The following is a 26,453-nucleotide window of genomic DNA, read 5'->3' on the forward strand; positions in this document are numbered from 1 at the left end:
ATTGAAATTTAAACATATAACCTTATGAAAAAATTAGTATTAATCTGTTTATTAGTTGTTTTCTCTTCTAATTTTTACGCTCAGGAAACAACAACAAAAGCTGCGAAAAGCAAAACAGAAGCTTCAGCTAAAAAAGCGAAATCCAGCGCAGACAAAGCTGCTGCTGATGCGAAAAAAGAAGCTTCAAAATCTAAAAAAGCAGCGGATGACGCAAAAGCAGCTTCATCAAAAGCAAAAAAAGAATCGTCTGATGCAGCCAAAAAAACGGCTGACAAAGAAGCGGCAAAAGCTAAAAGCGATGCAAAAAAAGCAACTGCTGAATCTGACAAAGCTAAAAAAGCCGCAGACAAAGCAGACGCAACAGCAAAATCTGCTAAAAAAGATGCCGCAGCTGCAAAAAAATCTGCCACAAAGACTGTAAAAGAAACCAATGAAAAAGCTCCAAAAACACCAGACAAGGTTACGGGAGAATACAACGGAAAAAAAGTGTATACAGGTCCAAAAGGCGGTAAGTACTACATCAATAAAAATGGTAATAAGACTTATATTCAGGACTAAGATTCTAAGCTTTAAAATGAAATCCAAAAACTTATTAAAACCGAACATAACGTTCGGTTTTTTTTATTTAAATAGTATAAGAAATACTCCAGAGTAGTATCATATTTACAGAAATAGGATAATCTCAATAAAATTATTTAACGGAAAAAAAACTTAGAAACTCAACTCTCAGCTGCTTAGAAACTTAAATTACACTTAATAATTTAGTAATGCGCTCGAAATAACATGGAAAACATATTTCTTTATCTTCGTTTTTAAAACGTGTTAAAAATGAGCATCGACTATTCTGCGAATAAAACTATTTTAGTAGCTCCATTAAATTGGGGTTTAGGACATGCTACAAGATGCATTCCGATTATAAAGGCGCTTCAAGAGAACAATTATATTCCGATCATTGCTTCAGACGGAGTTGCGCTGGCTTTATTACGAAAAGAATTTCCTTATATACAAACTTTAGAACTGCCTTCTTATCATATTGAATATGCCAAGAATGGTAAAAACTTTAAATGGAAGCTGATTAAAAATCTTCCGAAAATGATCACAGCGATTTTAGATGAGAAAAAAATGGTTAACAGCTGGATCAAAAAACACGGTATCGACGGCATAATCTCGGATAACCGATTAGGTGTTTTTAGTAAAAAAATACCTTCTGTTTTTATGACGCATCAATTGAATGTAATGACTGGAAACACCACTTGGTTTACGAGTAAATGTCATCAGCATGTAATTAAAAAGTACAATGAATGCTGGGTTCCGGATACCAATGGAGAAATAAATCTTACGGGAGATTTAGGTCATCTTAAAACCAATGAACTAAACCTTAAATATATCGGTCCGTTGAGTCGTATGAAGAAAAAGGAAACTCCAAAAGTTTACGATTTGATGATTATACTTTCTGGACCCGAGCCACAACGAACTTTCTTAGATGAAAAACTACAGAAAGAAGCAGCTAAATTTGATGGGAAAGTGGTTTTTGTACAAGGAATTGTAGAAAAATCGCAGGAGAAATGGCAGGCTGGAAATGTGACTTATTACAATTTCATGAACTCCAAACAACTAGAACAGACTTTTAACGAAAGTGAGTTTGTGCTTTGTCGTTCGGGTTATACTACCGTTATGGATTTGGCAAAATTGGGTAAAAAAGCATTTTTTATTCCGACTCCAGGTCAATACGAACAGGAATATCTGGCTATAAAACTTCAGGATGAAAATTTGGTTCCGTATGCTTTGCAAGACGATTTTACCATTTCAAATCTTGATAAAGTAAAATCTTTTAAAGGGTTGTCTCAGTTTGAAAATGAAATTGATTGGGATTCTTTATTTTCTGTTTTTGAAGATAAAACTGCTTAATATTTTGAACTCGGATTTAGCCAAATTTATTCTTATTATTTTCTTCCGAAAAATTTCAATTGCCAGCTTTAACTGGTATTAAAATAAAACAACAAAAGGCTTTACCAAACTAATTTGGCTAAAGCCTTTTTCTGCTATAAAAAAAACTCCAGTTAAAGCTGGAGGCAATTCATTTTTTTTATGCTATACGAAATCTTATCTCTCTACATTTTTAGAAATTAAACTGAGCTTGTAATCTCAAAACATTTCCTTGTTGTCTGTTGATTGGCAATGCGCTGTCTTCAAATGTTCTGTCGGCAAGGACATATTCAGCAGTTAATTCAAAAGCTTTGATTGGCTGCCACTCGACACCAAATTGAAAATCTCTTACTACATAACTTCTGGAATCTTTTTCATATTTTTTCCCTCCATCATAATATTGAAATTTAGCAAAAGGATAAACATGCATCTTTTTGATATCCCATTTATAATTTAATAAAACGTAACCTCCATTTAAATCTGTAACATCAACATGTTTGGTTAGTGTATTATAACGAGGTCCTGTTCCGAAGTTGTATTCTGTTTGAACTCCAAAAGGTCTTGGATACAAAACAAAAGTAGCGCCAACACGCTGATCTTTTACATACTGCGGATTATCTACTGAAACACCAGATGAAATTTCTCCTGTAAAAGCCCATTTTCCTGTGTAAGCCTGAATTCCAGGCTCAATAATCTGACTTCCAACAACAAACGGATACGTAATTCTCGCTACTACATTCAAATCTCTATTTCCATCTAGTTTATTGGCGATTTGCCCATTATAAACTCCAAGAGCAAATACCCCGAAATCTCCTGAACCTTTGTAACCGTCATTTACCAGCATGGCAAAACGTTTTCTGATTTCTGCCGGAGCCCAATAAAAGAATATACCCAAATCACGTTCGTTTTGTATAGAACTATTGATTCCGTCTGCACGATCCAGAGTCAAACGTTGTGAACTTGACTGCATATTTTCAAAACCATATGGAATTTTACTCTGCCCAAGACGAACACGATATTCTTTTTTAGGATCAAAAGAAACATCAACATAAAGGTCACGAATCTGGACAAAATTCTGAACGCCGGTGCTTGGCGAACTGGCAAAATCAGGCTGAAAATAGAAAAATAAGTTCGGATGTACCTGCCCAGAAAACACTAAACGTGCACGTCTAATAAAAAGACCGTTGTTGGCTTTGGCGTCTGGAGCTGTAGAAGTTGTCCCCCAAGATCTATCACACTGATCACAAGAAACTTTATCGTTTGTAGAAAGCAGGCCATTATACCTAATTTGAGCATATCCTCTTAAGGAGATTCTGTCGTACCAATGCTCTTCAACACCCCCTCCAGATTTAGTCTCCGGTAGTTTTGCTTTATTAATCGAATCTAAAATACGCATTACTTCGTTTTTTACATCCTGTTTATTTAATTCTTGTGCATTAGCTGCACAAGTAATCGTTAATAAAACTGCAACAATTAATTTTTTTATCATTTTTTCTAATGCCCTTAATTACAGGATGCAAAGATGACTCACCTATGTTAAGAAATCATTAACCAGATGTTACCATAATAAAAATTTAATGTTACGGGTCAAAACCAAAAGTTTATTTATTGTTAAGACCCTAGTTTTTACGCCTTTTAGCGAAAGTTTGGTTACTATTTTTTAACCTCAGCTTTTTGCGATTTATTGGCTTTTTCGAGTGTAAAAGAGAACTCAGAACCAATTCCGAACTCACTTTCTACGTAAACTTTCTCTTTATGTGCTTCAATAATATGTTTTACAATCGCCAATCCTAAACCAGAACCTCCTTCAGAACGCGTGCCGCTTTTATCAACGCGGTAGAAACGTTCAAAAAGTCTTGGAATGTTTTGTTTTTCAACTCCTTCTCCGTTGTCACTAATGCGAATTAAGACTTTTTTCTTCGTTAAGTTTACAACGCCGACTTCTGTTAAACCGCCTTCTTTTCCATATTTAATAGAATTGACAATTAGGTTTTCTAAAACTTGTTGAATTCTGTCTTGATCTCCGCGAATAATAACCGACTGTACATTTTTACTTTCAAAAGCCAATTTGATTTTCTTTTTATCAGCTTTCATTTCCAATAATTCAAAAACATTCTGAATCAATTCAACAATATCAAAATCGGTCATATTTAAATCTAAATCGCCCGATTCTAATTTGGTAATCATATCCAAATCTTCTACAATATAGATAAGACGCTCCACTCCTTTTTCGGCACGTTTTAGATATTTTTTTCTAATGTTTTTATCGTCCATCGCTCCGTCAAGTAAAGTCGAGACATAACCCTGAACAGTAAATAATGGTGTTTTTAATTCGTGCGAAACGTTTCCTAAAAACTCCCTGCGGTATTGTTCACGAATTTCGAGCATTTCGATTTCTAGCTTTTTATCGGTTGCAAACTTTTTCACCTCACGCGAAAGTGTTTCCATATCCGTATTAATTGGCTGGTTGATAAGCGTTGTCGATTCTAAAAGCGAAACCTCATCGTAGATTTTCTTTACTCTTCTGTAAATAAAACGTTCTACGCGGTATTGTAAAACCAAAAACGAGAAGATATAAATGCTTATAATGAAAATTATTCCGAATGCTACTTGGTGTTTCAGCTGTTGTTCTTTGTAAAATAAAGACATCAGTATAAGAACAAATCCTGTTGCAAATAGACTTATGTACAACGCCGATTTAATAGCAAATTTGTATGTTTTTTTAAAATTAATTTTCATTGAAAAAATTGAACCATTAAGATATTAAGAAATTTAAGTTTTGTTTTTAAACTGTATTCTTTTGAGTAAATCAAAAACAAAAAATGAATAACTCAAAAACCATATAAGAAAATGAAGATTGTACACCTTCAATTCTTATATGGTTTAAATGTATTGAATATTTTAAGATGATTTGAAAATATTTAATCTTTGCTAAAGTTCAAGTCAGCCAGCCTTAATTACTTAGAAGCTTAGCGTCTTAGAAACTCTAAAAAATTAAACTTCAAATTTATAACCAACTCCTTTGATTGTTTTAAAAAGATCTTCTCCGATTTTTTCGCGCAGTTTTCTGATGTGAACATCAATTGTTCTTCCTCCAACAACAACTTCGTTACCCCAGACTTTATCTAAGATTTCGTCTCTTTTAAAAACTTTTCCAGGTTTAGAAGCTAAAAGATAAAACAATTCGAACTCTTTTCTTGGCAGAGCAATTTCGACATTCCCTTTTATGATTTTGTATTCTTCACGGTTAATCTCGATTCCGCCTACATTTATTGTATCTGTAACGACTTCTTGTTCTTTTAACCTTCTTAATAAAGCCTTTACTTTAGAAACCAACAATTTTGGTTTGATTGGTTTGGTAATATAATCATCAGCACCTGCATCAAAACCAGCAACTTGAGAATAATCCTCACTTCTAGCAGTAAGGAATGTTATGATAACATTACTTAGTTCAGGAATTTTTCTAATATGTTCGCAAGCTTCCATTCCATCCATTTCTGCCATCATCACGTCCATGATAATTAATTCAGGCAATTCTTTTTGAGCCTTTGCTATAGCGTCCTTTCCATTAGAAGCTGTAACAATCTGGTAGCCTTCCTGAGCTAGGTTATAGCCAACGATTTCTAAGATATCTGGTTCGTCGTCAACTAATAAAATCTTAGTTTGTGTTTTTTTCATAAATAGCAAAAATTGAGATTTTTTACATCAAATGTTTGTAATTATTTATCCGATGTTTTTTTTTCACGGCGTAAATATACTAACAAAAGAACCTTTAAAAATTGGTGTTAACGGTAATTTAATCTGGTAACAATTTGATAATCTTAACAACACAAAAACATAACAAGTACGTAACATCGACTTCACGGTGCAGTTCTTTCTTTGCACCAAAATAAATTAACACAACACTGAACAAATGAAATTCAATTTAAGATTTCTATTAATTGCATTATTTATCTGTACGATTTCGATCGCGCAAAACAAAGGTACAATTTCTGGCGTTCTAACCGACAAGGAAATGAACAACGAAGTTTTACCATTTGCTAATGTTTTAATTAAAGGTACAAATATTAGCGTAAATACCGACGTTGACGGAAAATATTCGTTGGCTGTAAATCCAGGAAATTATACACTTGTTTTTAGTTTTTTAGGATATGAATCTGTTGAAACTCCAGTCGCTGTAAAGGCAGGTGAAACTGTAGTTGTCAATCAAGCACTTTCTTCTGGAAGTTATACTCTTAAAGATGTTGTAGTAAAATCTGCTGCAGTAAACAAGCAGAAAGAATCGGCTTTACTTTTAGATCAAAAAAATGCAGTTTCTTTTAAAGCGGCTATCGGAGCTGAAGAAATTTCGCGAAAAGGTGTAAATGACGTTGCGAATGCTGTTGCGAAAGTAAGCGGTGTTTCTAAACAAGATGATTCTGGAAATGTTTTCGTAAGAGGTTTAGGTGACCGTTACAATGTAACAACTTTAAATGGTCTTCCATTGCCATCAAACAATCCATCAAACAAAAATATTCTTTTGGATATTTTCTCAACAAATATTGTAGACAATATTGGAATCAGTAAAACTTTTGAAGCTCAAAACTATGCCGATTTTGGCGGGGCAAATATTGATATTGCTGCAAAAAAATTCAGTGGAAAACCTTTCGTTAGTGTTTCAATCGGTTCTGGTGCAAACACAAATGTTTTAGGACAAGATAACTTTTACCTGCAAGACGGACCTAATTATTTTGGATTTAAAAAAGTTGGTGTTCCTAATGCACCGCTTCAGCCTTACAGTTATTCAACAAGCTGGGATAGACAAAATAGCAAAAACGTATTAAATGCTTTCTATACATTATCTGGAGGAAAGAAATTTAATATCAATGACGAAAGTTCAATTGGTACTTTTATCACTGGATCTTTCAGCGCAAAAAACAAATACACACAAGGTTACAGCAGAGGAGGAATTACTTCTGACGGAGATATATTTTCTGACTTTGTGAGAACAGCTTACAAACATAACACTACAACAACCGTTATGGGTACTGCTGATTACAAAATCAACAACAAAAATTCAATCTTCTTTACTTCTTTATTCTTAAATTCAAGTGATCAAGATTATAGCGAATACGAAGGAACAAACCAGAATTTTGATGGTGGTGGAGATGCTATGCAGCAAATCACAGGTTTCATCAAACGTGGAACTTTTGAAAGAACTCAATTAATTGTAAATCAATTAACAGGAAAAAACAAATTCAACGACCAGTGGAATTTAAACTGGGGAGTAGGATACAGTATGTCTAACAGTGCAGTTCCAGATCGTATGCAAAACTCTTTTGTATTTGCTCCTAATGCTGTAGATTATACTTTTTTCACCAATTCAAACATCAATAATCACCGATTTTTTCAGAACTTAAAAGAAAATGAAATCGCAGCAAATGTTGCTCTTTCATACAACTTCAAAAAAGGCAGTGATGATACTTACAAAGGAAAAGTAACTGTTGGTTATTCTGGAAAATTCAAAGATGTAGATTATGACATGGAACAATATTCATTCTTCCCAAACAGAACTACAATTTCTTTTCCTAAGGAAGATATCCACCATGTAGATAATTATTTAGATCCTGCACATTGGGGTTCATCTTACTCAAACAGAATTCACCAATTATATACTGGAAACCTAGATATCAATGCTGGTTTTGTTAATGTTCAATATTCTTTAACTGAGAGATTGAGTGTAATATTAGGTGCTAGATTAGAACAATTGACTCAGAATGTTTTCTACATTACAACAACAGTTCCAGGTGGTGACAATTCTAATGACTCAAAGTTTAACATTTTACCAAGTTTGATTTCAAAATATTCATTGAATGATAAACAGAATTTAAAATTCTCTGCAAGTAAAACGTATACACTTCCTCAGTTTAAAGAAAAAGTGCCAATTATCTACGAAGATGTTGCACAAGCTTACGAAGGAAACCCAAGATTATATGCTTCAACAAACTATAACTTCGATTTAGGATGGGAATATTTTCCAAAAGCAGGAGAATTAATATCTGTAACAGCATTCGGAAAAATTATTCAAAACCCAATTAACGAGATGTTCCTTAATTCATCTTCAAATGATATCTCTTATGCAAATACTGGAGATAAAGGAACAGTAGCAGGAGTTGAAGTAGAGGTTAGAAAAGATATTTTTGAAATTGAAAAAACTGACAATCTAAAGACAAAACTTTCTTTTGACGCAAACGGATCATATTTATACACAAATCAAGATCTAAGCAATGAAAAAGTAAACAATGAAAATGATTTTGGAGCAAACTTTACTTTTACAGAAAGTAAATTGACTGGAGCTTCTAATTTCTTAGCAAATGCTAACTTATCATTCTTGACTGAATTTGCAAATAGTAAAGACATTTCTGCTACGGTATCTTACTCTTATTTCTCTGATAAATTAGCAGTAATTGGAACTTCAAGAGTTGGAAACATGGTTGACAAAGCAGTAAATAAATTAGATTTCATCTTCAATACAAGTTTAACTAAAAGTTTAAAGCTGGGTATAATCTACAACAACATCTTGAACCCAACTTTCGAGCGCGTACAAGAACAAGGAAAAGTACCAGGAAAAGAATCTGTTGGTGACATTACAGTTACATCATACAAAGCAGGTTCAGATCTTAGACTTACATTAAACTATACATTCTAAGAAATAGATTCAAAATAAATATAAAAAAGGTGATTAGAAAAACTAATCACCTTTTTTTATTTTAAACTACAATGTAAATTTTATATTAAGACAAAGGATTTTTACCTCTATATACTTAATAGATTGTTAATATCGACTTAACTCAGCAAAAACATACATTGATTTACTTTGCCTTGAATAAATAAAACAATAAAACACAACAAAATGAAAAAAAGTTTATTTGCAATGGCTGCAATATTAGGACTTGCTTTAACAAGCTGTAGTTCTGATGACAACAAAAACGATAACAAAAGCTCTTTCGTTTTAAAAGTTGACGATTTAAAAGGTAACATCAATGACGGTACTGTTACTTTAGACCCAACTCAAACTTACACTTTAACTGGAGGTTTAGTAGTAAAAGGTGGAGCAACTTTAGTTATTCCTGCCGGAACAGTAATCAAAAGTTCTGCTACTGCAGAGCCAACTTCTTTATATATCGCTGTAGAAAGAAATGCTAAAATCAACATCAACGGTACTGCTGCAAAACCAGTTATCATGACATCTGGAAAAGCTACACCAGCTCAAAGTGACTGGGGTGGATTAATTATCGCTGGTAATGGTAAAGTAAATACTGGAGACAATGGTACTTCTGAAGTAGGTGGTTTAAGCTACGGAGGTAATGATAATACAGATTCTTCTGGAAACATTAACTTCTTGAAAATTTCTTACACAGGTTCTAAATATACTTCTGAAAAAGAATACAACGGAGTTTCTTTCTTCGGAGTAGGTTCTGGAACTGTAGTATCTGATATCTACACTTTCGAAAGTGGTGATGACGGAATTGAGTTCTTTGGAGGTGCTGTAAACGCTTCTAACTTAACAATCATTAACTCTTATGATGATTCATTAGATTTTGCTGACGGATGGCAAGGTACTGCTACAAACGTATACATCAAAGGTGTTTCTAAAGCTGGTGTTGAAGGATCTACAAACGCAAAAGATCCAAGTGGAGCTACTCCAATGACAAATGCTAAAATCACTAATATCTCTATCATTAAAGGTGGTGCTGCTTTCTTAGCTGACGAAAAAGCAATCAACTACAAAGAAGGTGGTGGAAAACAAGCTTACACAAACTTATATGTTGCTGACGATATGCCTGCAGCTCTTACTAAAATCTCTACAGATGCTGGTGCAGTTGCAAATATCGCTGCTGGTAACTTTACTATCACTAACTACACTTTCGGTGCTCAAATCAATGACACTACAGGTGCTAAATTATCAGGAACAACTACTGGTAACGTAGGTGCTGGTGCTGGTGCTGAATTACCAACTTGGGCTAACTGGACAAAATAATTAAAGTCTAAATACCAAATAAGAAAATCTGTCTGAAACACTTCAGACAGATTTTTTCATTTTTATCTATCCGCAGTAGAATAAATCTAATCTGACCATCGATATTTAATAAAAGTGTATAACAACTTACAGTACAAAATGTTAAAAACATCCTAATTTTTTAGGATGTTTTTTTTTGGCGTCATTTTTGTAATTTTTTTTGTATATTTACTATATCCAAATACACGCGATGGCAAAAAACTACTTTTATATTACATTCTTATTGGCATTTTTCTTTACTCTGAGCGTTTCCGCCCAAGACAGTAAACAATTACCAAAACCTCAAGAGTCTACGACTATTGAGGGACTTAGCATGTACCCTAATCCCGTAACAAACGGAAAAGTATATATTTCTTCTAAAAACGATCTTGAAAAGGAAATTATTGTGTTTGACATTTTAGGAAAAAAAGTACTTCAATCCCATTTATCTTCAAAAGAACTTAATGTTGCCGATTTACCACCTGGTGTTTATATCATAAAAATCAGCGAACAAAATGCTTCCGCAACACGAAAATTAATTATTCGATAAAATATTTTAAAAAGCTCCTTTAACGGGAGCTTTTTTAGTATTCAGTGCTCTGCCTTCAAGTATTCAGTTTAAACTAAATTGAAAATAGTGACTGAAGACTAAAAAACTAAACACTGAAGACTAAAAACAATATCTTTGCAAAAAAAAGTTTTGATCACAGCCAGCGACATCTTTACCATTTCGAGTCAGAAACAATTTGAAAAAATAGCACTAAAAGTGTTTCGTTTGCAGCACGAGAACAATAAAGTTTACCGTGATTTTTGTGATTTTTTAAACGTAAATCCACAACAGGTAAAATCATTAGAACAAATTCCTTTTTTACCTATTCAGTTTTTCAAAAGCCATGATGTTGTTTCTAACAATGATCCTGCGCAGGTAACTTTTACCAGCAGCGGTACAACTGGAATGATAACAAGCAGACATTTGGTAACAGATGTTACACTTTACGAAGAAAGTTACCGCAAAGGATTTTCAGAATTCTATGGCAATATCGAAGATTACGTTGTTTTAGCTCTTTTACCGTCTTATTTAGAACGTGAAGCCTCTTCTTTAATTTACATGGTCGAAGACCTTATAAAACTCTCTAATCAGCCCGAAAGTGGATTTTATTTACACAATCACGAAGAACTTACACAAAAGCTTTTAGAATTAGAAGAAAGAGGACAAAATGTAATCTTGATTGGTGTGACTTATGCTTTGTTAGATTTAATCGAAAAACATCAATTCAATCTTCAAAATACCATTATTATGGAGACGGGCGGTATGAAAGGAAAACGTAAAGAAATGATTCGAGAAGAACTTCATGAGATCCTCTGCAAAGGTTTTGGAGTTTCTGCCATTCACTCCGAATACGGAATGACCGAACTTTTAGCGCAAGCTTATTCCTTAGGCGAAGGTGTTTTCGAATGTCCGTCATGGATGCATATTCTCGTTCGTGATCCAGAAGATGCTTTAACTTATGTAAAAGACGGAAAAACTGGCGGTATCAACGTTATTGATTTAGCTAACATTAATTCATGCTCTTTTATCGCTACGCAGGATTTAGGTAAAAAAAATCCCAACAACTCTTTTGAGGTTTTGGGACGTTTTGATAATTCTGATATTCGTGGTTGTAACTTGATGGTTCTTTAATTTTCATCTGTCATCCCAATACTTTCAATTCCTTCTTTTTTAGACAATGCCCATTCTTTTATCGCTTTTCTTTCTAAAAGCTTATAAGTACCATAGCATCCTAAAATACCGCAAAGCACAAAAAGTATATTCCAGGCTGCATTATTAAAACTATCTTCAGTTACACCAACAGCTCCACTTACTAAGACCATCAATAAACCTGCGGTAAAGCCAGAAATCATTGTGCTTCCGTAATATGCCACAATTCCGATTATGAAGTAAGTCCATTTGTTCTTATTATATTGAAGAGCCAAATTGGCAAACGCCTTCCATATCCAGTAAATAAATAAAAATCCCAGCATCTTTTTGTATTTTTTTTCAGTGAATAAACTTACTAAAAAATACGATTGATTTCATTCAAAAAAAATAAATAAAAAATCCCAACACTTCTTCTGAAATATTGGGATCTTTTATACGTATTGATTGAAAACTAAACCACTCGAATCACAAAATAATTTTTCTTTCCGCTTTGTAATAACACAAACTGATTATTAATCAAATCATTTGCAGTTAAAACAAAGTCTTCTTTTATTTTTTCTCTATTTACCGAAATAGAATTTGCAGTTAAAGCACGTCTTGCTTCTCCATTCGATTTAAAGAAACCAGTTTTTTCGTTTAAAACAGTAATAATTTCCAATCCGTTTTCAAGATCAGCTTTTGCGATTTCAGCTTGTGGCACTCCGTCAAAAACTTCTAAGAAAGTCTTTTCATCCAACTTTTTCAAATCATCCGCAGTCGAATTTCCGAACAAAATATTTGACGCCTGAATTGCTTTTTCTAATTCTTCGCGATTGTGAACAAAGATTGTAATTTCTTCAGCCAATTTCTTTTGTAAAACTCTCAAATGCGGTGCTGTTTGATGCTCAGCAATTAATTCATCGATTGTATCTTTATCCAAGAAAGTAAAGATTTTAATATATTTTTCAGCATCAGCATCTGTTGTGTTTACCCAAAATTGGTAGAATTTGTAAACCGAAGTTTTATCAGCATCCAGCCAAACATTTCCGCCTTCCGATTTTCCGAATTTAGAACCGTCAGCTTTTGTAATCAATGGAGTTGTTAAGGCATAAGCTTTTGCATTTTCGCCACCCATTCTGCGGACTAATTCCGTACCTGTGGTAATATTTCCCCACTGGTCAGAACCACCCATTTGCAGTATACAGTTATTGTTTTTATATAAATGATAAAAATCGTAACCTTGAATTAATTGGTAAGTAAACTCCGTAAACGACATTCCTTCCCCTTCTCCATTGATTCTCTTTTTTACAGAATCTTTCGCCATCATATAATTTACAGTGATTCGTTTTCCAACTTCACGTGCAAAATCGATAAAAGAGAATTCTTTCATCCAATCGTAGTTATTTACCATCACTGGTGCATTAGCTTCGTTTGAATTAAAGTCTAAGAAACGAGATAAAACACTTTTAATACCAGCAACGTTTTTAGCCAGCGTTTCTTCGTTCAACAAGTTTCTTTCGTCAGATTTTCCAGAAGGGTCACCAATCATTCCGGTTGCGCCTCCAACCAAAGCTACTGGCTGATGCCCAAAATTCTTTAAATGAACCAATAAAATAATCTGAACCATACTGCCGATATGCAGTGAATCAGCCGTTGGATCAAAACCAATATATGCCGTTGTTACTTCTTTTAGTAATTGCTCTTCTGTTCCAGGCATACTATCGTGATATAACCCGCGCCATTTTAATTCTTCAACTAGATTCTTCATTTTTTTAAAATAATTTGCGCAAATATAATCAATGGTAATGGCAATATCAAAATGCAATTACAATATCAAAAAAACAATTCTAAAAATAGATTTCAAGAACAGTCCAAAAACTTTAAATCTTTAAAAAAAGCTAAATGTGGAAAACCGTAAAAAAACCTAAATTATTTTATATACTTTCGGCCACTTAAATTATTTATATGAAAAAAATTTTACTCATTACATTATTTCTTTATTTCTCGGTAATTAACGCTCAAATTTCTTTCGAAAAAGGTTATTTTATTTCAAATGACGGAACAAAAACCGAATGTTACATAAAAAATATTGACTGGAGCAATAACCCAGTCGACTTCAAGTACAAAATTTCTATTAATGACAATGAAATCAAAACAGAAACTATTGCAACTGTAAAAGAATTTGGAATAGAAAACAATGCAGCATTTAAAAGAGCAAAAGTAAAAATTGATATGTCGGATAATCGACTAGAAAATATTTCGACTACAAAAAATCCTGTCTGGAAAGAAGATACTATTTTTTTAAGAGTTTTAGTGCAAGGAAAAGCTACTTTATACAATTATTTAAGTAAAGATATGACAAGGTTCTTTTACGAAACAGACAATATTCCTACTGAACAACTTGTTTATAAAGAATTCCTTTTAGTAAATGACCAAACTGGAGCTCAAACAACAGAAGAAAACAATTATTTCAAACAACAGATATTCAACAACATAAAGAACGAAAATATCACTGAAAACGAAATCAAAAGACTGACATACAAGACAGAGCCATTGGTTAAGTATTTTTTAAAATACAACAATTCCGACGCTCACACAATTGAAAAAGCGATAAGCTCTAAAAACAAAGGCATTTTTTCTTTGAAAGTATCAGCAGGTGTAAGTTTTACTTCTCTAACAGTAGACGGAGCTCAAAGTGGTGGATACCAAAGCGCTGAATATAATAACAAAACCCAACCAACATTTGGTTTGGAAGGAGAATATATTTTCCCATTCAACAAAAATAAATGGAGCGCATTCATGGGGTTATTCTATCAAAAATATGAAGACAACCAAGAATACGGTGTAATTTATAGTATTACGGACAGTAAGCATGTTGAATTTCCATCAACAGTGAAATATACTGGATTATCTTTACCCGTAGGTCTGCGACACTATTTCTTTATAAGTCAAAACTCAAAAATATTCATAAATGCATTTTATGCCATTACTCTTAACGGGAAATTTACTTATAAATCTAAATATATAAATTTAGATGGAAAGGCTCAAGGCGACTTTGGTTACGGTCTCGGCTATAATTTTAAAAACAAAATCAGCACCGAAATCAGATACAATGCAGGCAAAAACCTCTTAAACAACTATGTGCCTTTTTCTACAAATTTCAGCAGTATAGATCTTCTTTTATCTTACACTATTTTATAAAAAGAACATTTCTTATAACAAAAGCAGTTACATTAGATCAAAACATTTAATATAACTGCTTTATTCTTGTATAACCAGACCAACAAAACCTTTGGAACTTTGTTTCTCTGTAACTTTGCCTCTTTAAAGCAAAAACTTATCTTTACAAAATGGTATTAGTAACTGGAGGAACAGGCTTAGTCGGTGCACATTTATTACTTCATTTAATAGAAAATGGAGAAAACGTCAAGGCTATTTATAGAAGCAAAAACAATATTCATAAAACAAAATCAGTTTTTGAATTGTATCAAAAAAAGGCTTTGTTCGAAAAAATCAATTGGATTGAAGCTGACATTCTAGACGTTCCTTCACTTGAAGATGTTTTTACTGGCATTACGCAGGTTTATCATTGTGCCGCATTAATTTCATTTGATCCCAAAGATGAAGAAGCGCTTCGCAAAACAAATATTGAAGGCACCGCCAATATGGTTAATTTCTCTCTTGCCAATAATATTCAAAAATTTTGTTTTGTGAGTTCCATTGCAGCACTTGGAGATTTGGCACCGCACGAAAAAGAAATCACAGAAGAAACCGACTGGAATCCAGAAAAACACCATAGTGATTATGCTATTTCTAAATATGGCGCCGAAATGGAAGTATGGCGCGGACAGCAAGAAGGTCTCGATGTTATTATTGTAAATCCTGGAGTAATTCTTGGACCTCCAAAGTTAACTCCTGTTTTTGAACAAGGAAGTAATGAAATTTATAAAAAAGTATCTAATGGACTTTCATTTTACACACTCGGCAGTACTGGATTTGTTACTATAGACGATGTCGTAAAAATTACTTCTGAATTAATGAAAAGCGAAATCAAAAACGAACGTTTTACATTAATCGCAGAAAATATTATCTTTAAAGAAATCTTACATACAATTGCCGATGCACTAAAAGCAAAGAGAGCTACTATTCACGCCAAACCTGTTTTTATGCATTTTCTTTGGATGGCTGACTGGTTATTTTCAAACTTATTTTTCAGAAGAAGAAGCGTCACCAAAGCAACTGCAAAAGCTTCGTATTCTAAAAACTTATATTCTAATGAAAAAATAAAAACCGCTCTAGGAACGGTTTTTTCTGATGTTCATCACTATATAAAAAGTTCATCTAATTACTAACGATCTTGAGGAATATTCGGATCAGTGATTGGTTCTGCTTTTTTTATCGTATCCTGTGTTTTTAATGACGGCTTATTTTTATTTGTCTTGGCAGCCTTTTTCTCTTCCAATTTCACAATAGAGTCTATCGCTCTTTGGTTTCTGGCAAGTCTTTTTCCAACTTCATCAAACATATCTTTGTAATTTTCGTAATCAGAAGCATAATAGATATTATTCTGCGCAAACTGAAGACTGTCTACTTTGTATTTCTTCAGAATAAATTTTGTCGGACTGCTTTCAAGAGAATCCAAAGACAGTGGTTTTTGGTATTTAATGGCGTCCAATAGTGATAAATCGTACATAATATCAACCATTTTGTTTCTGTCAATAAGCTTTGCAGGCTGTTTTACAAGCTCTTTTTTACAGCTTACAGAAAGAATTAAAACCAATACTATTACTATAAAATTCTTCATCGTTATCTTTTATCTGTCAAACAATAATCTTTTTCCAGCTCTGGTATCTTTTACCTTGAAGTTATTGTAAACCAATTCTCCATTTACAAAAGTATGCGTAATTCTAGATTTAAAAGTAAATCCTTCAAACGGAGACCAGCCGCATTTGTATAAAATATTTTCTGGTTTAACGCTCCAAGGCAGACTCGGATTCACGATAACTAAATCGGCATGATAGCCTACTTTAATAAAACCTCTTTTTTCAATTTTAAAAAGTTTTGCCGGATTGTGACACATTTTCTCCACAATTTTTTCTACCGTGATTTTTCCTTGATGATGAGCTTCGAACATAGCTACAACTGCATGCTGCACAAGCGGACCTCCAGAAGGTGCGTTTAAATATGACTGCTGTTTTTCTTCTTTTGTATGAGGAGCATGATCCGTCGCAATTACATCGATTCGGCCATCGTTTAAAGCTTTCCAAAGTTCTGCTCGATCATCAGCAGTTTTTACAGCAGGATTCCATTTAATTAAATTACCTTTTGTTTTATAATCTTCGTCAGTAAACCAAAGATGGTGCACACAAACTTCAGCTGTAATTTTCTTTTCTTCTAATGGAATTTTATTCGTAAACAATTCCATTTCTTTTGCAGTTGATAGATGAAAAATATGAAGTCTCGCTCCAGTTCTTTTTGCCAAAGCAACCGCTTTTGAAGAAGAGATATAACATGCCTCAGCACTTCTGATAAGATTATGAGCCGTTACAGGAACATCATCTCCATATTGTTCTTTAAAAGAAGCAAGGTTGTTTTTAATTGTCGTTTCGTCTTCGCAGTGAACTGCAATTAACATTGGAGTACTAGAAAAAATTCTTTCCAAAACCGCTTCGTTATCTACCAGCATATTTCCTGTAGACGAACCTAAAAAGATTTTAATTCCGGCAACATTTTTTGGATTTGTTTTTAAAACTTCTTCCAAATTATCGTTGGTTGCTCCCATCATAAACGAATAATTCGCAAATGATTTTTGAGAAGCAATTACATATTTATCTTCTAAAATTTCTTGAGTAACAGCATTCGGAACCGTGTTTGGCTGTTCTATAAAAGAAGTGATGCCACCCGCAACCGCAGCACGAGATTCTGATTCTATATCTCCTTTGTGAGTTAATCCTGGTTCTCTAAAATGCACTTGATCGTCAATCGCGCCCGGCATTAAATAGTTACCTTCGGCATCGATTACGATACAATCTGAAGTTTTCAACGAAATGCTGTCTGCAATTTCAACAATCAAATCGTTTTCAATCAAAACATCACCTTCAAAAATTGTCCCTTCGTTTACAATTTTGGCATTCTTTATTAAAATCCTGTTCATCGTGATTGGTTTATAATGAATTGACTAATTTTCTCAATCTAAGCGAAATTACTCCAAGTATAGCTTCTTTGATAATAGCATTACTCATTTTAGAAACTCCTTTTGTTCTGTCCGTAAAAATAATCGGAACCTCGGTAATTTGAAATTTAGCACAATATGTTCTATACTTCATCTCGATTTGAAACGCGTAGCCAACAAACTTTATTTTATTGAGATTGATCTTTTCTAAAACTTCTCTTTTATAACATACAAAACCTGCAGTAGCATCATGAATTTTCATTCCAGTAATAAACTTCACATAAACCGACGCAAAATAGGACATCAGCACACGACTTAACGGCCAGTTTACCACATTTACACCTTTTACATAACGCGAACCAATAGCTAGATCCGCCCCACCAAAATGACAGGCATCATAAAGTTTTTCTAAATCATTTGGATTATGTGAAAAATCGGCATCCATTTCAAAAATAAATTGATATTCACGCGCCAAAGCCCATTTAAAACCATGAACATAAGCCGTTCCTAAACCTGACTTTTTGGTTCTTTGTTCTAAAAAAAGTCTATCTGGAAATTCTTCCTGTAAAGCAATCACTTTTTTTGCAGTATGATCTGGAGAATTATCATCGATAATCAGTAAGTGAAAAGATTTATGCTGCGAAAGTACAGCTCTCACTATACTTTCTATGTTCTCAATTTCGTTATATGTGGGAATTATGACAATACTATCATTCATTTTTTCTGGGTAATTTCACCGCAAAAGTAAACTTTTTATAGCATTTGATTCATAATAAATATATAATAAAAGTATTGCACCAAAAAATTATTAATTTTGCATCGCTATGATTGAACAACTTCATCCTCGAATTCTAGAAAACAAAGACTGGGCAACACTTTTGTTTGTGCTGACCTTTGCCGTTGTTGCTATGACAAAATCTGCTTACGAAACTAGATTCAGTGAATTTAGTAAGCTTATTTTCTCTGATAAGTATGCTAAAATTTATCGCGACAACAGCCACATGCGAAGCAGTTTTACGGTAGGTTTGTTTTTTGTGCAAATCGTGTCGTATGCTTTTTTTATACTGCTTACGATTAATATTTTTGGTTATGCCGAAAAAACCGATTGGATTCTCTTTATTCGGATTGCTACTTTTCTGCTTTATTTTATTCTAGGAAAATATTTAATCGAAAAAATTGTCGCAGCTTCTTTCAACATTGACGAGTTTGTAGAACTTTTTAACTTACAAAAGGTAACTTATAGAACTTATATTGGTGTTTTGATCCTTCCAATTAACGCGATTTTGTTTTATTACAACAATATTCCAAAAATTGTACCGCTAACAATCATAGGCATTTCGCTGTGTATTAGTGTATACTCTTACTTTATTTCGATCAAAACTTATCAAAACGCAATTATCGGTAAATTATTTTATTTTATTTTATATCTTTGCGCTCTTGAAATAGCCCCTTATTATTTTCTTTATTATTGGATAACAAAAGGGAGTGCTTAGAAAATGTTTATAATATGAAAGTGAAAACAATTTTGGTGTCACAGCCTGAACCTAAAGTGGAGAATTCTCCTTACTTTGAGCTCCAACAAAAACACAAAATAAAAATTGATTTCAGACCATTTATTCATGTGGAAGGGGTTAGCGCAAAAGAGATCCGATTACAAAAAATCGATCTTAATCATTACACTGCGATCATTTTAACAAGTCGAAATGCTGTAGATCATTTTTTTAGAGTGGCTGATGAAATGCGTTACAAAGTTCCTGAAGGATTGAAATATTTCTGTCAATCTGAAGCCGTAGCGTTTTATCTTCAAAAGTATGTTGTGTACAGAAAACGTAAAATTTACGTTGGGGCAAAAGATTTTGCAGATTTATCTCCTCTAATCAAAAAGTATAAAGACGAGAAGTTTTTATTACCTGCATCTGACCAATTAAACGCTGATGCTCCGATTACATTAAACGGACTTAAAGTAGATTGGGCACAGGCTATTTTTTACAGAACTGTAATGAGTGACTTGTCTGATCTTGCAGATGTTTATTATGATGTATTGGCTTTTTTCAGCCCAACAGGAATCAAATCTTTGTTTAAAAACTTTCCAGATTTTAAACAAAACAACACAAGAATCGCTGTTTTTGGAAGCACAACGCAAAAAGAAGCTTTGGATCACGGTTTAAGAATCGACATTCTTGCTCCAACTCCAGAAACACCTTCTATGACAATGGCTCTTGAAAAGTACATTGCCGAAGCAAACAAAGCTAAATAAACCTAAGAAATTACGATATTTAAAATCCAAATTCCAAACTAATCACTTGGGATTTGGATTTTTTTGTTTTTGATCAACTCCTTTCGTTTCCCGTGGTTGAAACCTATTAAGCACAGCTTTGTCAAAGTTTGAAACTTTGACAAAGCTTTTATACTAAATACACAATTGGAATTTAGAATCTAAAAAATTGGAATTTTATTTCCCCTGCATTTTAACTACATTTGATTTCTATTCTAAACCCAAATCACATAAAATAGTTTCAAATTTTAAGTTATGAAAATCAACTCGCTCTTAATTGAAATTGACGGTATCGACAAAGAGATCCTACGCTACTTAATGGACGACGCCCGAAAACCAATTTTACAGATTGCAAATAAAATCGGAATTTCCGGCGCTGCAATTCATCAAAGATTAAAAAAGCTGGAACAATCCGGCGTTATCTCAGGATCTAAGTTTACTGTAAACCCAAAAGTTTTGGGTTATAACACTATGGCGTTTGTTGGGGTTTATCTGGACAAAGCTTCCCGAAATTCTGAAGCCGTAAAAGAACTTAGAAAAATCCCAGAAGTTTTAGAATGCCATTACACTACAGGAAACTGGTCTGTTTTGATTAAAATCATTTGCCGCGACAACGAACATCTAATGTCTCTTTTAAATAATAAAATTCAAGCTATTGAAGGTGTTTCGCGAACAGAAACTTTTATTTCCTTAGACCAGCAAATTGACAGACAGATTCAGTTGTAATTAGAAATGTGTCAATTAGATAATTTTAAAATTCAATAATAAAATTCTACAAATTAATGTTAGCTACTATTCGCCCAGAAGTTAAAACTATACTCTTTTTTATAATTTATTTTGCAACAGCATTTTTAACAGAAAAAGCTGCTCCGAGTGGTGTTTGCACACCTGGAGGAGGTTTTCTATTGTTTGTACTTTCTATTCCAGTAAGTATTATTGCCAGTTTGATATTTTTATTTAAATACAATAGATCCCAAAACAAGCAATATCTTAATTGCATCTTTCTTATTGCAGGAATATGGATGCTGCTTTTTATTTTTTTTAGTTTCAACAGTTAAAAAAATATTTTAAATCAGGAAATAAAAATAACTCAACTGCATTATGTAATATTAGCGATTTAGGTTTCCCTATTTTTGATTCTCAAATATATAATCGTCTAAAAACAAAACCCGACAGGTTTTAAGAACCTGTCGGGTTTGCTATAAATTATCTAATTGACCAATTATCTAATTGACTAATTATCTCAATTATCAAATTAGTTTCTTCTGCTTCCAGAATAAATCGAGATATAGTACAATAAGGTTGCTATTGAACCAATAGCAGCAACTACATACGTTCTTGCTGCCCATTTTAAAGCATCTTTTGCTCCCGCTTGTTCTTCCTGCGTCAGCATATGTTTATTTTCTAACCAAGCCAAAGCTCTGTTACTTGCATCATATTCTACCGGCAGTGTAATTACAGAAAATAAAGTTGTAGCGGCAAAAATGACAATCCCAATTAATAGCAAACTTGGAAACACTTTGATCATCAAAATTCCAGCAATCAAAATCCATTGTACATAATTTGACGCAACACTTACAATCGGCACTAATTTAGAACGCATCGTCAGCCATTCGTAACCAATTGCGTGTTGTACTGCATGTCCGCATTCGTGCGCAGCAACTGCCGCCGCCGCCGCATTTCTATGATTATAAACTGCCTCGCTTAAATTTACTGTTTTATCTGAAGGATTATAATGATCGGTTAACTGGCCCGGAGTTGAGATTACACGAACGTCTCTAATTCCGTTATCGGCAAGCATTTTCTCAGCGATTTCACGGCCGCTCATTCCGTTTCTTAATTGTAATTTCGAATATAATTCAAACTTACTCTTCAGCTGGGAGCTTACAAGCCAGCTGAATAACATAATAGCTCCAGCAATAATTAAATATCCTGTTCCCATATTTCTTTGTGTTTTTTGATTTAATAATTAAAGTTACAAAACAAACAGCAAAATATGAACCAATTTAACAAAATGCCAATTTGACATTTTTCAAGCAATTTTGTCTAATTTAAGAGATTATTTTTAAGCAGAAAAGCGATTAATTCTGCCACATTTTTCATTTTATATTTTTGAAGAATGTTGCGACGATGCGTCTGAACGGTTAAAAAACTTAAAAACAAATCATCGGCAATTTCTTGCGTCGATTTTCCTTGAGAAAGCAGTAATGCAATATCACGTTCTCTTCTGCTCAAACTCGGAATTCTTTCCAACTCTTCAGATAAAGGCTGACTGATAATAGTTTTTACTTCTTCACTGAAGACAATTTCTCCATCAATCGCTTTGTAAATACATTCTTTAAATTCATCAAAAGATGCATTTTTCAAAACATATCCATTTCCTCCATTTTGTATAAACTGCATTACCAGACTTCGCTCAGATTGACTGCTCATACCGATAATAACCATTTTTGGATACTTTTGTTTGATTGTTTTACAAAGATCGACACCGTTTATAACCGGCAGAAAAATATCCATTAAAATCAAATCGACTTTATGATCTTCGATATATTCTAAAAGTGCAACTCCCGATTCAAATTTTTGAACGATTTTGATATTTTCCAAATCCGAAAGCAAACCTGCTATTCCCGAAATCACAATTGGATGATCGTCTACAATTACCGTTTTATAATTCATTTTTATACTTTTAATTCGATGTAAGTCGAAGTTCCTTTACCAATTTCTGAATCTATTTCTATTTTTCCGTTCAAGAATGCTACACGGTTTTTTATATTACGCAATCCCATTCCGTCTCGTTTTTCAACTTTTTCAACATCAAAACCAACTCCGTTATCTTCTACAGTAATAAAAAATATGTCTTTATTCTCTGAACAGGAAACTAAGATTTCTGAGGCTTTGGAATATTTTAAAGCATTGTTTAATAATTCTTGGATAATTCTAAAAATCACGATTTTAAAATGCTGCGGAAAAGCTGATTTTTTTATCAAATATTGAAACTCAATTATCGTTTCTGAATTAGAATGTAAGACGCACAAATCTCTTAAGGCGTGTTCTAAGCCTAATTTCATTAAACTTTCCGGCATTAAATTTTGAGAAATATTTCGGAGTTCTTTAATAGAATTATTAAGCATCAAATTGATATTTGTCGTATCAACCTTTTTTTCTTTATCTGCAAGATTCAAGTGAATTTTAAGTCCCGAAAGCATACTTCCGAGTCCATCGTGTAAATCTCTCGCGATTCTTTTTCTTTCCACTTCTTCCCCTTCAATCAAGGCATTTGAGATCGATAATTTCTCTCTATTTTCCAACGAATCTAATTCTTGCTGGAGATTAACTTCTTTTTGAAAGCTTAATTTTTTTTGATAATTATTGTAAATCCATAAAAACAAAACCGTCAAAAACAACAGAAACGAAAGCACCGCAAAAAGCATCGAATTCAATCGGTTGTTATTAACCTGCAAAACCGCTTTTTCATTTTCTGACTGCAGCAGCGAAATCTTCTTTTCACTTTCGGCTTTTTTGTATTTCGCTTCAAGCTCGACAATTTCGTTTTTCAACTGCGCTCCGTTAAGGCTGTCGTTTATAACATTGTATTTATTGGAATAATAATAGGCTTTCGAAAACTCTTTCGTAGCATTATAAACTTTTGACAGCTCTTTGTAGTAATTCTTTTTATCAACTATAAAAGGTGTTTTTTCTACTAAATATTCGAGATTTTTTTTGGCTTCATCAAAGTTTCTTAGTTTAAAAAACACTTCATATTCGGCAAATTTCAATCGGTTTAAGGCAACCGTGTTTTGATGTTTTTCGGAGGACTTTACGCCTTTTTCAAAACTTTCTAGAGCTTCTTTATGTTTGTTTTGTTTCGCAAAATAAATTCCTTCAGAATAATAATAAGAATCGTTTAAATTGGAGTCGGGATGATTTTTTAAAGTCGAAAAAGCCTTTTCCAACACTTTTTCTGCATCATAAAAATGCTTAAGCTCTACTAAATTCTCAGCATTTATAATATAAGTCTCCATTTTGGATTCTGCGAGAGTGGGAGATTTTTTGGTTGCGAATTCAATGTATTTCTGTGCCTGATCCAGATATTCTGCTGCTTTTTCGCGTTCGTTATTATTCATAAAAATAATCGCAACCGCTTTATTTAGTGCGCTTATTAATTCATAATCGCCGCTTTTTTTCGCAACCGGAATAGCTTCATTAACCAACAGTTTCATATAAGCATTTTCGTTATTCTTGTGCTGCTGCATAATTCCGTAATTCTGGAGCACAATAGCGCGAAGACGATAAGCCTCTTTATTATAATATTTTTTGAGTTTTGAATTGGCATCGAGGAGTGTTTTCTCAAAACCGTCCATATCTCCTTTTTCTACAAAACTAGAAGCATTGTAGAAAAGTGCGGCATCTTGTAAAAAAGGAAATTTAGTTTTTAAGCGATTCGCCTGATCCAAATATTCTTTAGAACTTTTTGCATCCTGAACCATTAAAAACAACTTTGAAAGCCTAAAACTATTCAAACATTTTACACTGTCTGACTTAGTATTTCTGGTAATCTTAACTATACTATCAATGTAAACCCTGTCATCATCCAAAGAAAGAATAACTTGAGAATAAGAACAGATAGAAAAAAAGAATATAAAGCAGACGTAAAATTTCTTCATTGGGTGGCATTTGTTCAAAGTTATTAAAACAAAATACCCCACAAAAGAAAGAATGCGTTTTTTACCTGATATCAGGTAAAAAAAAATACACTTTATCAGGTATTGTGCTCACTTTGTATAGGTTTTAACTTTGTTCATAGATTATTTCAAATATTAATGACTTAAAAAAAATGACTATGAAAACACATTTGAAACAAATTATGCTAATGTTTACACTTGTATTCACATTTGCATCTTGCAGCAGCGATAACGATGACAAAGTATCAGGAGGCTCTAGAGATGTAAAGTATGAAGTAAGTGGAAATTACACTGGAACAATTAGTGCTAACTATATCGAATCTGGTAATGGAGGACAAAATGTAGATATTACTGCATTGCCTTGGAGTAAAGAATTTACTGCTTCTGCAGATACATACGGCGCTGGAATAACAGTAAGTGGACACGGTGGAACTGTAAATCAAACTTTAACTGTTAAGATTATTGTAGGCGGAAAAGTACAAAAAGAAACTACCGCAAAGGCGACTAGTGACGGTATTATCGTAGCTGCGCCTGGATCTTATGTTTTTGGACAATAATTTACAAAAATTAGAGTTTAATTTTTTTTGTTTTTGGTAAAAGAAAAGCTTCGTCATCTGGCGAAGCTTTCTTTATTTATGATTACAATTGACTATTTATTTCTTTAAATTTTCCGATAAGGAGATTTATCTTATCCTGCTGCTTTTTAATTTGTTTTGGACGAATATAAAACCAGTTAAAAGCAATCCACAACAACGTTACGCCATAGGTAATTAAAGCCAAATGCAATTTCATCCTTGAGGCATATTCATACATATACAAACAGATTCCGAGCATCAATAATACAAAATACAAACTCAGCATTTTGGTCTGCATAAACTGCTGTTCTTTTTTAATCTCGATCAGTTTTTGAAGGTATTCCTGATTGGTCAAATTAGTATCTATTTCTTTATAATGTTTTAATAAACGATTATAAACTACTACGTAAATTACCATTGCCAAGACGGTTAAAACGATTCCGATCTTGGTTGAAATAAATTGTGGCTGATAATAAATCCAGATAAAAATGATAAAAGCCGAAGTAGCAAAAAGCATAATATTGGTTTTCCAGATACTGCGCAGAGAGGCTTTTTTAAACTGTTTTAATCTGTTTTTTAAATCTTCTATATTGGACTGACTTACGGTTTGTTTTTTCCATAAATCGTTGAAATCTATATTATCCATTTTGTTTAAATTTTTGAGTCAGTTTTTCTTTAATTCTGTGAATTTTCACTCTAACATTTGCTTCAGAAAGTCCGACGATTTTAGCAATTTCTGCCTGTTTGATTTCTTCTAATTCCAACGAAATAATGATACGATCGGTTTCGGGAAGATCGGCAATACATTTATACAAAAATTGAATCTGCGGTTCGATTGATCGCTGTTTTTCTTCGCTTAAATTTATCGGAAGTTCTGATTTTGGGAAACGTTTTTCTTTCTCAATCTGCCGCAAACAATTATTAGAAGCAATTCTGAAAATCCAAGTTCCTATATTAGATTCATTTCTAAAAGTTTCCAATTTCTGCCAGACAATAATAAAAGTTTCCTGAGCCAGATCCTGCGCGGCATCGTGATTGTTGACAAAACCCATACAGAGCCTGAAAATCCTGTCCCAATACGTTTTGTAGATTTCTTCAAATTCCATT

26 protein-coding genes are annotated in these 26,453 nt (G+C 33.2%); 12 read left to right on the forward strand and 14 right to left on the reverse strand.

Annotated features, from left to right (window positions below; genetic code table 11):
* Positions 1 to 24 precede the first annotated feature (24 nt).
* Entirely contained in the window at positions 25 to 558 is a 534-nt protein-coding gene (locus ACFSC2_RS00320) for a hypothetical protein (RefSeq protein ID WP_379817261.1), read from the forward strand.
* A gap of 270 nt (positions 559 to 828) precedes the next feature.
* Positions 829 to 1,908 carry a glycosyltransferase gene (locus ACFSC2_RS00325; protein WP_379817262.1) on the forward strand — a complete coding sequence of 360 codons (1,080 nt, stop codon included), beginning with the start codon at positions 829 to 831 and terminating at the stop codon, positions 1,906 to 1,908.
* Positions 1,909 to 2,119: 211 nt separating this feature from the next.
* On the opposite strand, the gene ACFSC2_RS00330 is transcribed toward ACFSC2_RS00325, so the two are convergent.
* The 3 genes from ACFSC2_RS00330 to ACFSC2_RS00340 form a co-directional block, all read right to left on the reverse strand.
* A complete protein-coding gene (locus ACFSC2_RS00330; protein ID WP_379817263.1) occupies positions 2,120 to 3,415 on the reverse strand; it encodes a porin in 1,296 nt (431 codons plus the stop codon).
* Between the two features lie 164 nt (positions 3,416 to 3,579).
* Positions 3,580 to 4,665, reverse strand: a complete 1,086-nt coding sequence (locus tag ACFSC2_RS00335) for a sensor histidine kinase (RefSeq protein WP_379817264.1) — start codon at positions 4,663 to 4,665, stop codon at positions 3,580 to 3,582.
* A 255-nt stretch (positions 4,666 to 4,920) separates the two neighbouring features.
* Positions 4,921 to 5,604, reverse strand: a complete 684-nt coding sequence (locus tag ACFSC2_RS00340) for a response regulator transcription factor (protein WP_379817265.1) — start codon at positions 5,602 to 5,604, stop codon at positions 4,921 to 4,923.
* Positions 5,605 to 5,839: 235 nt separating this feature from the next.
* On the opposite strand from ACFSC2_RS00340, the gene ACFSC2_RS00345 reads away from it, so the two are divergent.
* The 4 genes from ACFSC2_RS00345 (at position 5,840) to ACFSC2_RS00360 (ending at position 11,645) form a co-directional block, all read left to right on the forward strand.
* Entirely contained in the window at positions 5,840 to 8,614 is a 2,775-nt protein-coding gene (locus ACFSC2_RS00345; RefSeq protein WP_379817266.1) for a TonB-dependent receptor, read from the forward strand.
* A gap of 204 nt (positions 8,615 to 8,818) precedes the next feature.
* The gene (locus ACFSC2_RS00350) at positions 8,819 to 9,946 is read left to right on the forward strand and encodes a hypothetical protein (protein ID WP_379817267.1); all 1,128 of its coding nucleotides are present in this window, start codon (positions 8,819 to 8,821) and stop codon (positions 9,944 to 9,946) included.
* Positions 9,947 to 10,175: 229 nt separating this feature from the next.
* Positions 10,176 to 10,514 (forward strand): T9SS type A sorting domain-containing protein, encoded by a 339-nt coding sequence (locus ACFSC2_RS00355; protein WP_379817268.1) that lies wholly within the window; start codon positions 10,176 to 10,178, stop codon positions 10,512 to 10,514.
* Positions 10,515 to 10,664: 150 nt separating this feature from the next.
* A complete protein-coding gene (locus tag ACFSC2_RS00360) occupies positions 10,665 to 11,645 on the forward strand; it encodes a LuxE/PaaK family acyltransferase (protein ID WP_379817686.1) in 981 nt (326 codons plus the stop codon).
* Here ACFSC2_RS00360 and ACFSC2_RS00365 read toward each other — a convergent pair.
* Complete coding sequence (locus tag ACFSC2_RS00365; RefSeq protein WP_379817269.1) at positions 11,642 to 11,986, reverse strand: hypothetical protein; 345 nt, start codon at positions 11,984 to 11,986, stop codon at positions 11,642 to 11,644. The genes ACFSC2_RS00360 and ACFSC2_RS00365 overlap by 4 nt on opposite strands.
* A 128-nt stretch (positions 11,987 to 12,114) precedes the next feature.
* Positions 12,115 to 13,410, reverse strand: coding sequence for a tyrosine--tRNA ligase (gene tyrS / locus ACFSC2_RS00370; RefSeq protein ID WP_379817270.1), 1,296 nt, complete (start codon positions 13,408 to 13,410; stop codon positions 12,115 to 12,117).
* Positions 13,411 to 13,607: 197 nt separating this feature from the next.
* Here tyrS and ACFSC2_RS00375 point away from each other — a divergent pair, with 197 nt between their 5' ends.
* Together ACFSC2_RS00375 and ACFSC2_RS00380 are read left to right on the forward strand one after the other, a co-directional pair.
* Positions 13,608 to 14,843 (forward strand): porin family protein, encoded by a 1,236-nt coding sequence (locus tag ACFSC2_RS00375; RefSeq protein ID WP_379817271.1) that lies wholly within the window; start codon positions 13,608 to 13,610, stop codon positions 14,841 to 14,843.
* 149 nt (positions 14,844 to 14,992) lie between these two features.
* Positions 14,993 to 15,994 carry an NAD-dependent epimerase/dehydratase family protein gene (locus tag ACFSC2_RS00380; RefSeq protein WP_379817272.1) on the forward strand — a complete coding sequence of 334 codons (1,002 nt, stop codon included), beginning with the start codon at positions 14,993 to 14,995 and terminating at the stop codon, positions 15,992 to 15,994.
* On the opposite strand, the gene ACFSC2_RS00385 is transcribed toward ACFSC2_RS00380, so the two are convergent.
* Genes ACFSC2_RS00385 through ACFSC2_RS00395 form a run of 3 tightly spaced genes read right to left on the reverse strand, consistent with a single transcriptional unit; the run spans position 15,991 to position 18,532 of the window.
* Positions 15,991 to 16,446: a DUF4296 domain-containing protein gene (locus ACFSC2_RS00385; RefSeq protein ID WP_379817273.1), complete on the reverse strand. Its 456-nt coding sequence runs from the start codon at positions 16,444 to 16,446 to the stop codon at positions 15,991 to 15,993. The two genes, ACFSC2_RS00380 and ACFSC2_RS00385, sit on opposite strands and share 4 nt — an antisense overlap.
* A 9-nt stretch (positions 16,447 to 16,455) precedes the next feature.
* Complete coding sequence (locus ACFSC2_RS00390) at positions 16,456 to 17,796, reverse strand: dihydroorotase (RefSeq protein ID WP_379817274.1); 1,341 nt, start codon at positions 17,794 to 17,796, stop codon at positions 16,456 to 16,458.
* Between the two features lie 10 nt (positions 17,797 to 17,806).
* Complete coding sequence (locus tag ACFSC2_RS00395) at positions 17,807 to 18,532, reverse strand: polyprenol monophosphomannose synthase (RefSeq protein WP_379817275.1); 726 nt, start codon at positions 18,530 to 18,532, stop codon at positions 17,807 to 17,809.
* 106 nt (positions 18,533 to 18,638) lie between these two features.
* Here ACFSC2_RS00395 and ACFSC2_RS00400 point away from each other — a divergent pair, with 106 nt between their 5' ends.
* The 3 genes from ACFSC2_RS00400 (at position 18,639) to ACFSC2_RS00410 (ending at position 20,815) form a co-directional block, all read left to right on the forward strand.
* Positions 18,639 to 19,307 (forward strand): DUF4271 domain-containing protein, encoded by a 669-nt coding sequence (locus ACFSC2_RS00400; RefSeq protein ID WP_379817276.1) that lies wholly within the window; start codon positions 18,639 to 18,641, stop codon positions 19,305 to 19,307.
* A 14-nt stretch (positions 19,308 to 19,321) separates the two neighbouring features.
* Positions 19,322 to 20,071: a uroporphyrinogen-III synthase gene (locus tag ACFSC2_RS00405; RefSeq protein ID WP_163410085.1), complete on the forward strand. Its 750-nt coding sequence runs from the start codon at positions 19,322 to 19,324 to the stop codon at positions 20,069 to 20,071.
* Positions 20,072 to 20,344: 273 nt separating this feature from the next.
* Positions 20,345 to 20,815, forward strand: a complete 471-nt coding sequence (locus ACFSC2_RS00410; protein ID WP_091494722.1) for an Lrp/AsnC family transcriptional regulator — start codon at positions 20,345 to 20,347, stop codon at positions 20,813 to 20,815.
* Positions 20,816 to 20,921: 106 nt separating this feature from the next.
* On the opposite strand, the gene ACFSC2_RS00415 is transcribed toward ACFSC2_RS00410, so the two are convergent.
* The 4 genes from ACFSC2_RS00415 to ACFSC2_RS00430 all read right to left on the reverse strand — a co-directional run bounded on the left by ACFSC2_RS00415 (position 20,922) and on the right by ACFSC2_RS00430 (position 24,753).
* Positions 20,922 to 21,140, reverse strand: a complete 219-nt coding sequence (locus ACFSC2_RS00415; protein ID WP_379817277.1) for a hypothetical protein — start codon at positions 21,138 to 21,140, stop codon at positions 20,922 to 20,924.
* A 204-nt stretch (positions 21,141 to 21,344) separates the two neighbouring features.
* Positions 21,345 to 22,031 (reverse strand): zinc metallopeptidase, encoded by a 687-nt coding sequence (locus tag ACFSC2_RS00420; RefSeq protein WP_379817278.1) that lies wholly within the window; start codon positions 22,029 to 22,031, stop codon positions 21,345 to 21,347.
* 104 nt (positions 22,032 to 22,135) lie between these two features.
* Positions 22,136 to 22,765, reverse strand: a complete 630-nt coding sequence (locus ACFSC2_RS00425) for a response regulator (RefSeq protein ID WP_379817279.1) — start codon at positions 22,763 to 22,765, stop codon at positions 22,136 to 22,138.
* A 2-nt stretch (positions 22,766 to 22,767) separates the two neighbouring features.
* Positions 22,768 to 24,753, reverse strand: a complete 1,986-nt coding sequence (locus ACFSC2_RS00430) for an ATP-binding protein (protein ID WP_379817280.1) — start codon at positions 24,751 to 24,753, stop codon at positions 22,768 to 22,770.
* Between the two features lie 176 nt (positions 24,754 to 24,929).
* Here ACFSC2_RS00430 and ACFSC2_RS00435 point away from each other — a divergent pair, with 176 nt between their 5' ends.
* A complete protein-coding gene (locus ACFSC2_RS00435; RefSeq protein WP_379817281.1) occupies positions 24,930 to 25,328 on the forward strand; it encodes an MmpS family transport accessory protein in 399 nt (132 codons plus the stop codon).
* Positions 25,329 to 25,410: 82 nt separating this feature from the next.
* Here ACFSC2_RS00435 and ACFSC2_RS00440 read toward each other — a convergent pair whose 3' ends face one another.
* Positions 25,411 to 25,992: a hypothetical protein gene (locus tag ACFSC2_RS00440; RefSeq protein WP_379817282.1), complete on the reverse strand. Its 582-nt coding sequence runs from the start codon at positions 25,990 to 25,992 to the stop codon at positions 25,411 to 25,413.
* Positions 25,985 to 26,452, reverse strand: a complete 468-nt coding sequence (locus ACFSC2_RS00445) for an RNA polymerase sigma factor (protein WP_379817283.1) — start codon at positions 26,450 to 26,452, stop codon at positions 25,985 to 25,987. Before ACFSC2_RS00445 ends, ACFSC2_RS00440 begins: the two co-directional genes overlap by 8 nt.
* Position 26,453: the final 1 nt, after the last annotated feature.

This window comes from Flavobacterium artemisiae, assembly GCF_042678225.1.
GTDB lineage: Bacteria > Bacteroidota > Bacteroidia > Flavobacteriales > Flavobacteriaceae > Flavobacterium > Flavobacterium artemisiae.

Bases quoted from the DNA above. Each gene is read 5' to 3' on its own strand.
- ACFSC2_RS00320 (WP_379817261.1), top strand. From the start codon at position 25: ATGAAAAAATTAGTATTAATCTGTTTATTAGTTGTTTTCTCTTCTAAT.
- ACFSC2_RS00325 (WP_379817262.1), top strand. From the start codon at position 829: ATGAGCATCGACTATTCTGCGAATAAAACTATTTTAGTAGCTCCATTA.
- ACFSC2_RS00330 (WP_379817263.1), bottom strand. From the start codon at position 3,415: ATGATAAAAAAATTAATTGTTGCAGTTTTATTAACGATTACTTGTGCA.
- ACFSC2_RS00335 (WP_379817264.1), bottom strand. From the start codon at position 4,665: ATGAAAATTAATTTTAAAAAAACATACAAATTTGCTATTAAATCGGCG.
- ACFSC2_RS00340 (WP_379817265.1), bottom strand. From the start codon at position 5,604: ATGAAAAAAACACAAACTAAGATTTTATTAGTTGACGACGAACCAGAT.
- ACFSC2_RS00345 (WP_379817266.1), top strand. From the start codon at position 5,840: ATGAAATTCAATTTAAGATTTCTATTAATTGCATTATTTATCTGTACG.
- ACFSC2_RS00350 (WP_379817267.1), top strand. From the start codon at position 8,819: ATGAAAAAAAGTTTATTTGCAATGGCTGCAATATTAGGACTTGCTTTA.
- ACFSC2_RS00355 (WP_379817268.1), top strand. From the start codon at position 10,176: ATGGCAAAAAACTACTTTTATATTACATTCTTATTGGCATTTTTCTTT.
- ACFSC2_RS00365 (WP_379817269.1), bottom strand. From the start codon at position 11,986: ATGCTGGGATTTTTATTTATTTACTGGATATGGAAGGCGTTTGCCAAT.
- tyrS (WP_379817270.1), bottom strand. From the start codon at position 13,410: ATGAAGAATCTAGTTGAAGAATTAAAATGGCGCGGGTTATATCACGAT.
- ACFSC2_RS00375 (WP_379817271.1), top strand. From the start codon at position 13,608: ATGAAAAAAATTTTACTCATTACATTATTTCTTTATTTCTCGGTAATT.
- ACFSC2_RS00380 (WP_379817272.1), top strand. From the start codon at position 14,993: ATGGTATTAGTAACTGGAGGAACAGGCTTAGTCGGTGCACATTTATTA.
- ACFSC2_RS00385 (WP_379817273.1), bottom strand. From the start codon at position 16,446: ATGAAGAATTTTATAGTAATAGTATTGGTTTTAATTCTTTCTGTAAGC.
- ACFSC2_RS00390 (WP_379817274.1), bottom strand. From the start codon at position 17,796: ATGAACAGGATTTTAATAAAGAATGCCAAAATTGTAAACGAAGGGACA.
- ACFSC2_RS00395 (WP_379817275.1), bottom strand. From the start codon at position 18,532: ATGAATGATAGTATTGTCATAATTCCCACATATAACGAAATTGAGAAC.
- ACFSC2_RS00400 (WP_379817276.1), top strand. From the start codon at position 18,639: ATGATTGAACAACTTCATCCTCGAATTCTAGAAAACAAAGACTGGGCA.
- ACFSC2_RS00405 (WP_163410085.1), top strand. From the start codon at position 19,322: ATGAAAGTGAAAACAATTTTGGTGTCACAGCCTGAACCTAAAGTGGAG.
- ACFSC2_RS00410 (WP_091494722.1), top strand. From the start codon at position 20,345: ATGAAAATCAACTCGCTCTTAATTGAAATTGACGGTATCGACAAAGAG.
- ACFSC2_RS00420 (WP_379817278.1), bottom strand. From the start codon at position 22,031: ATGGGAACAGGATATTTAATTATTGCTGGAGCTATTATGTTATTCAGC.
- ACFSC2_RS00425 (WP_379817279.1), bottom strand. From the start codon at position 22,765: ATGAATTATAAAACGGTAATTGTAGACGATCATCCAATTGTGATTTCG.
- ACFSC2_RS00430 (WP_379817280.1), bottom strand. From the start codon at position 24,753: ATGAAGAAATTTTACGTCTGCTTTATATTCTTTTTTTCTATCTGTTCT.
- ACFSC2_RS00435 (WP_379817281.1), top strand. From the start codon at position 24,930: ATGAAAACACATTTGAAACAAATTATGCTAATGTTTACACTTGTATTC.
- ACFSC2_RS00440 (WP_379817282.1), bottom strand. From the start codon at position 25,992: ATGGATAATATAGATTTCAACGATTTATGGAAAAAACAAACCGTAAGT.
- ACFSC2_RS00445 (WP_379817283.1), bottom strand. From the start codon at position 26,452: ATGGAATTTGAAGAAATCTACAAAACGTATTGGGACAGGATTTTCAGG.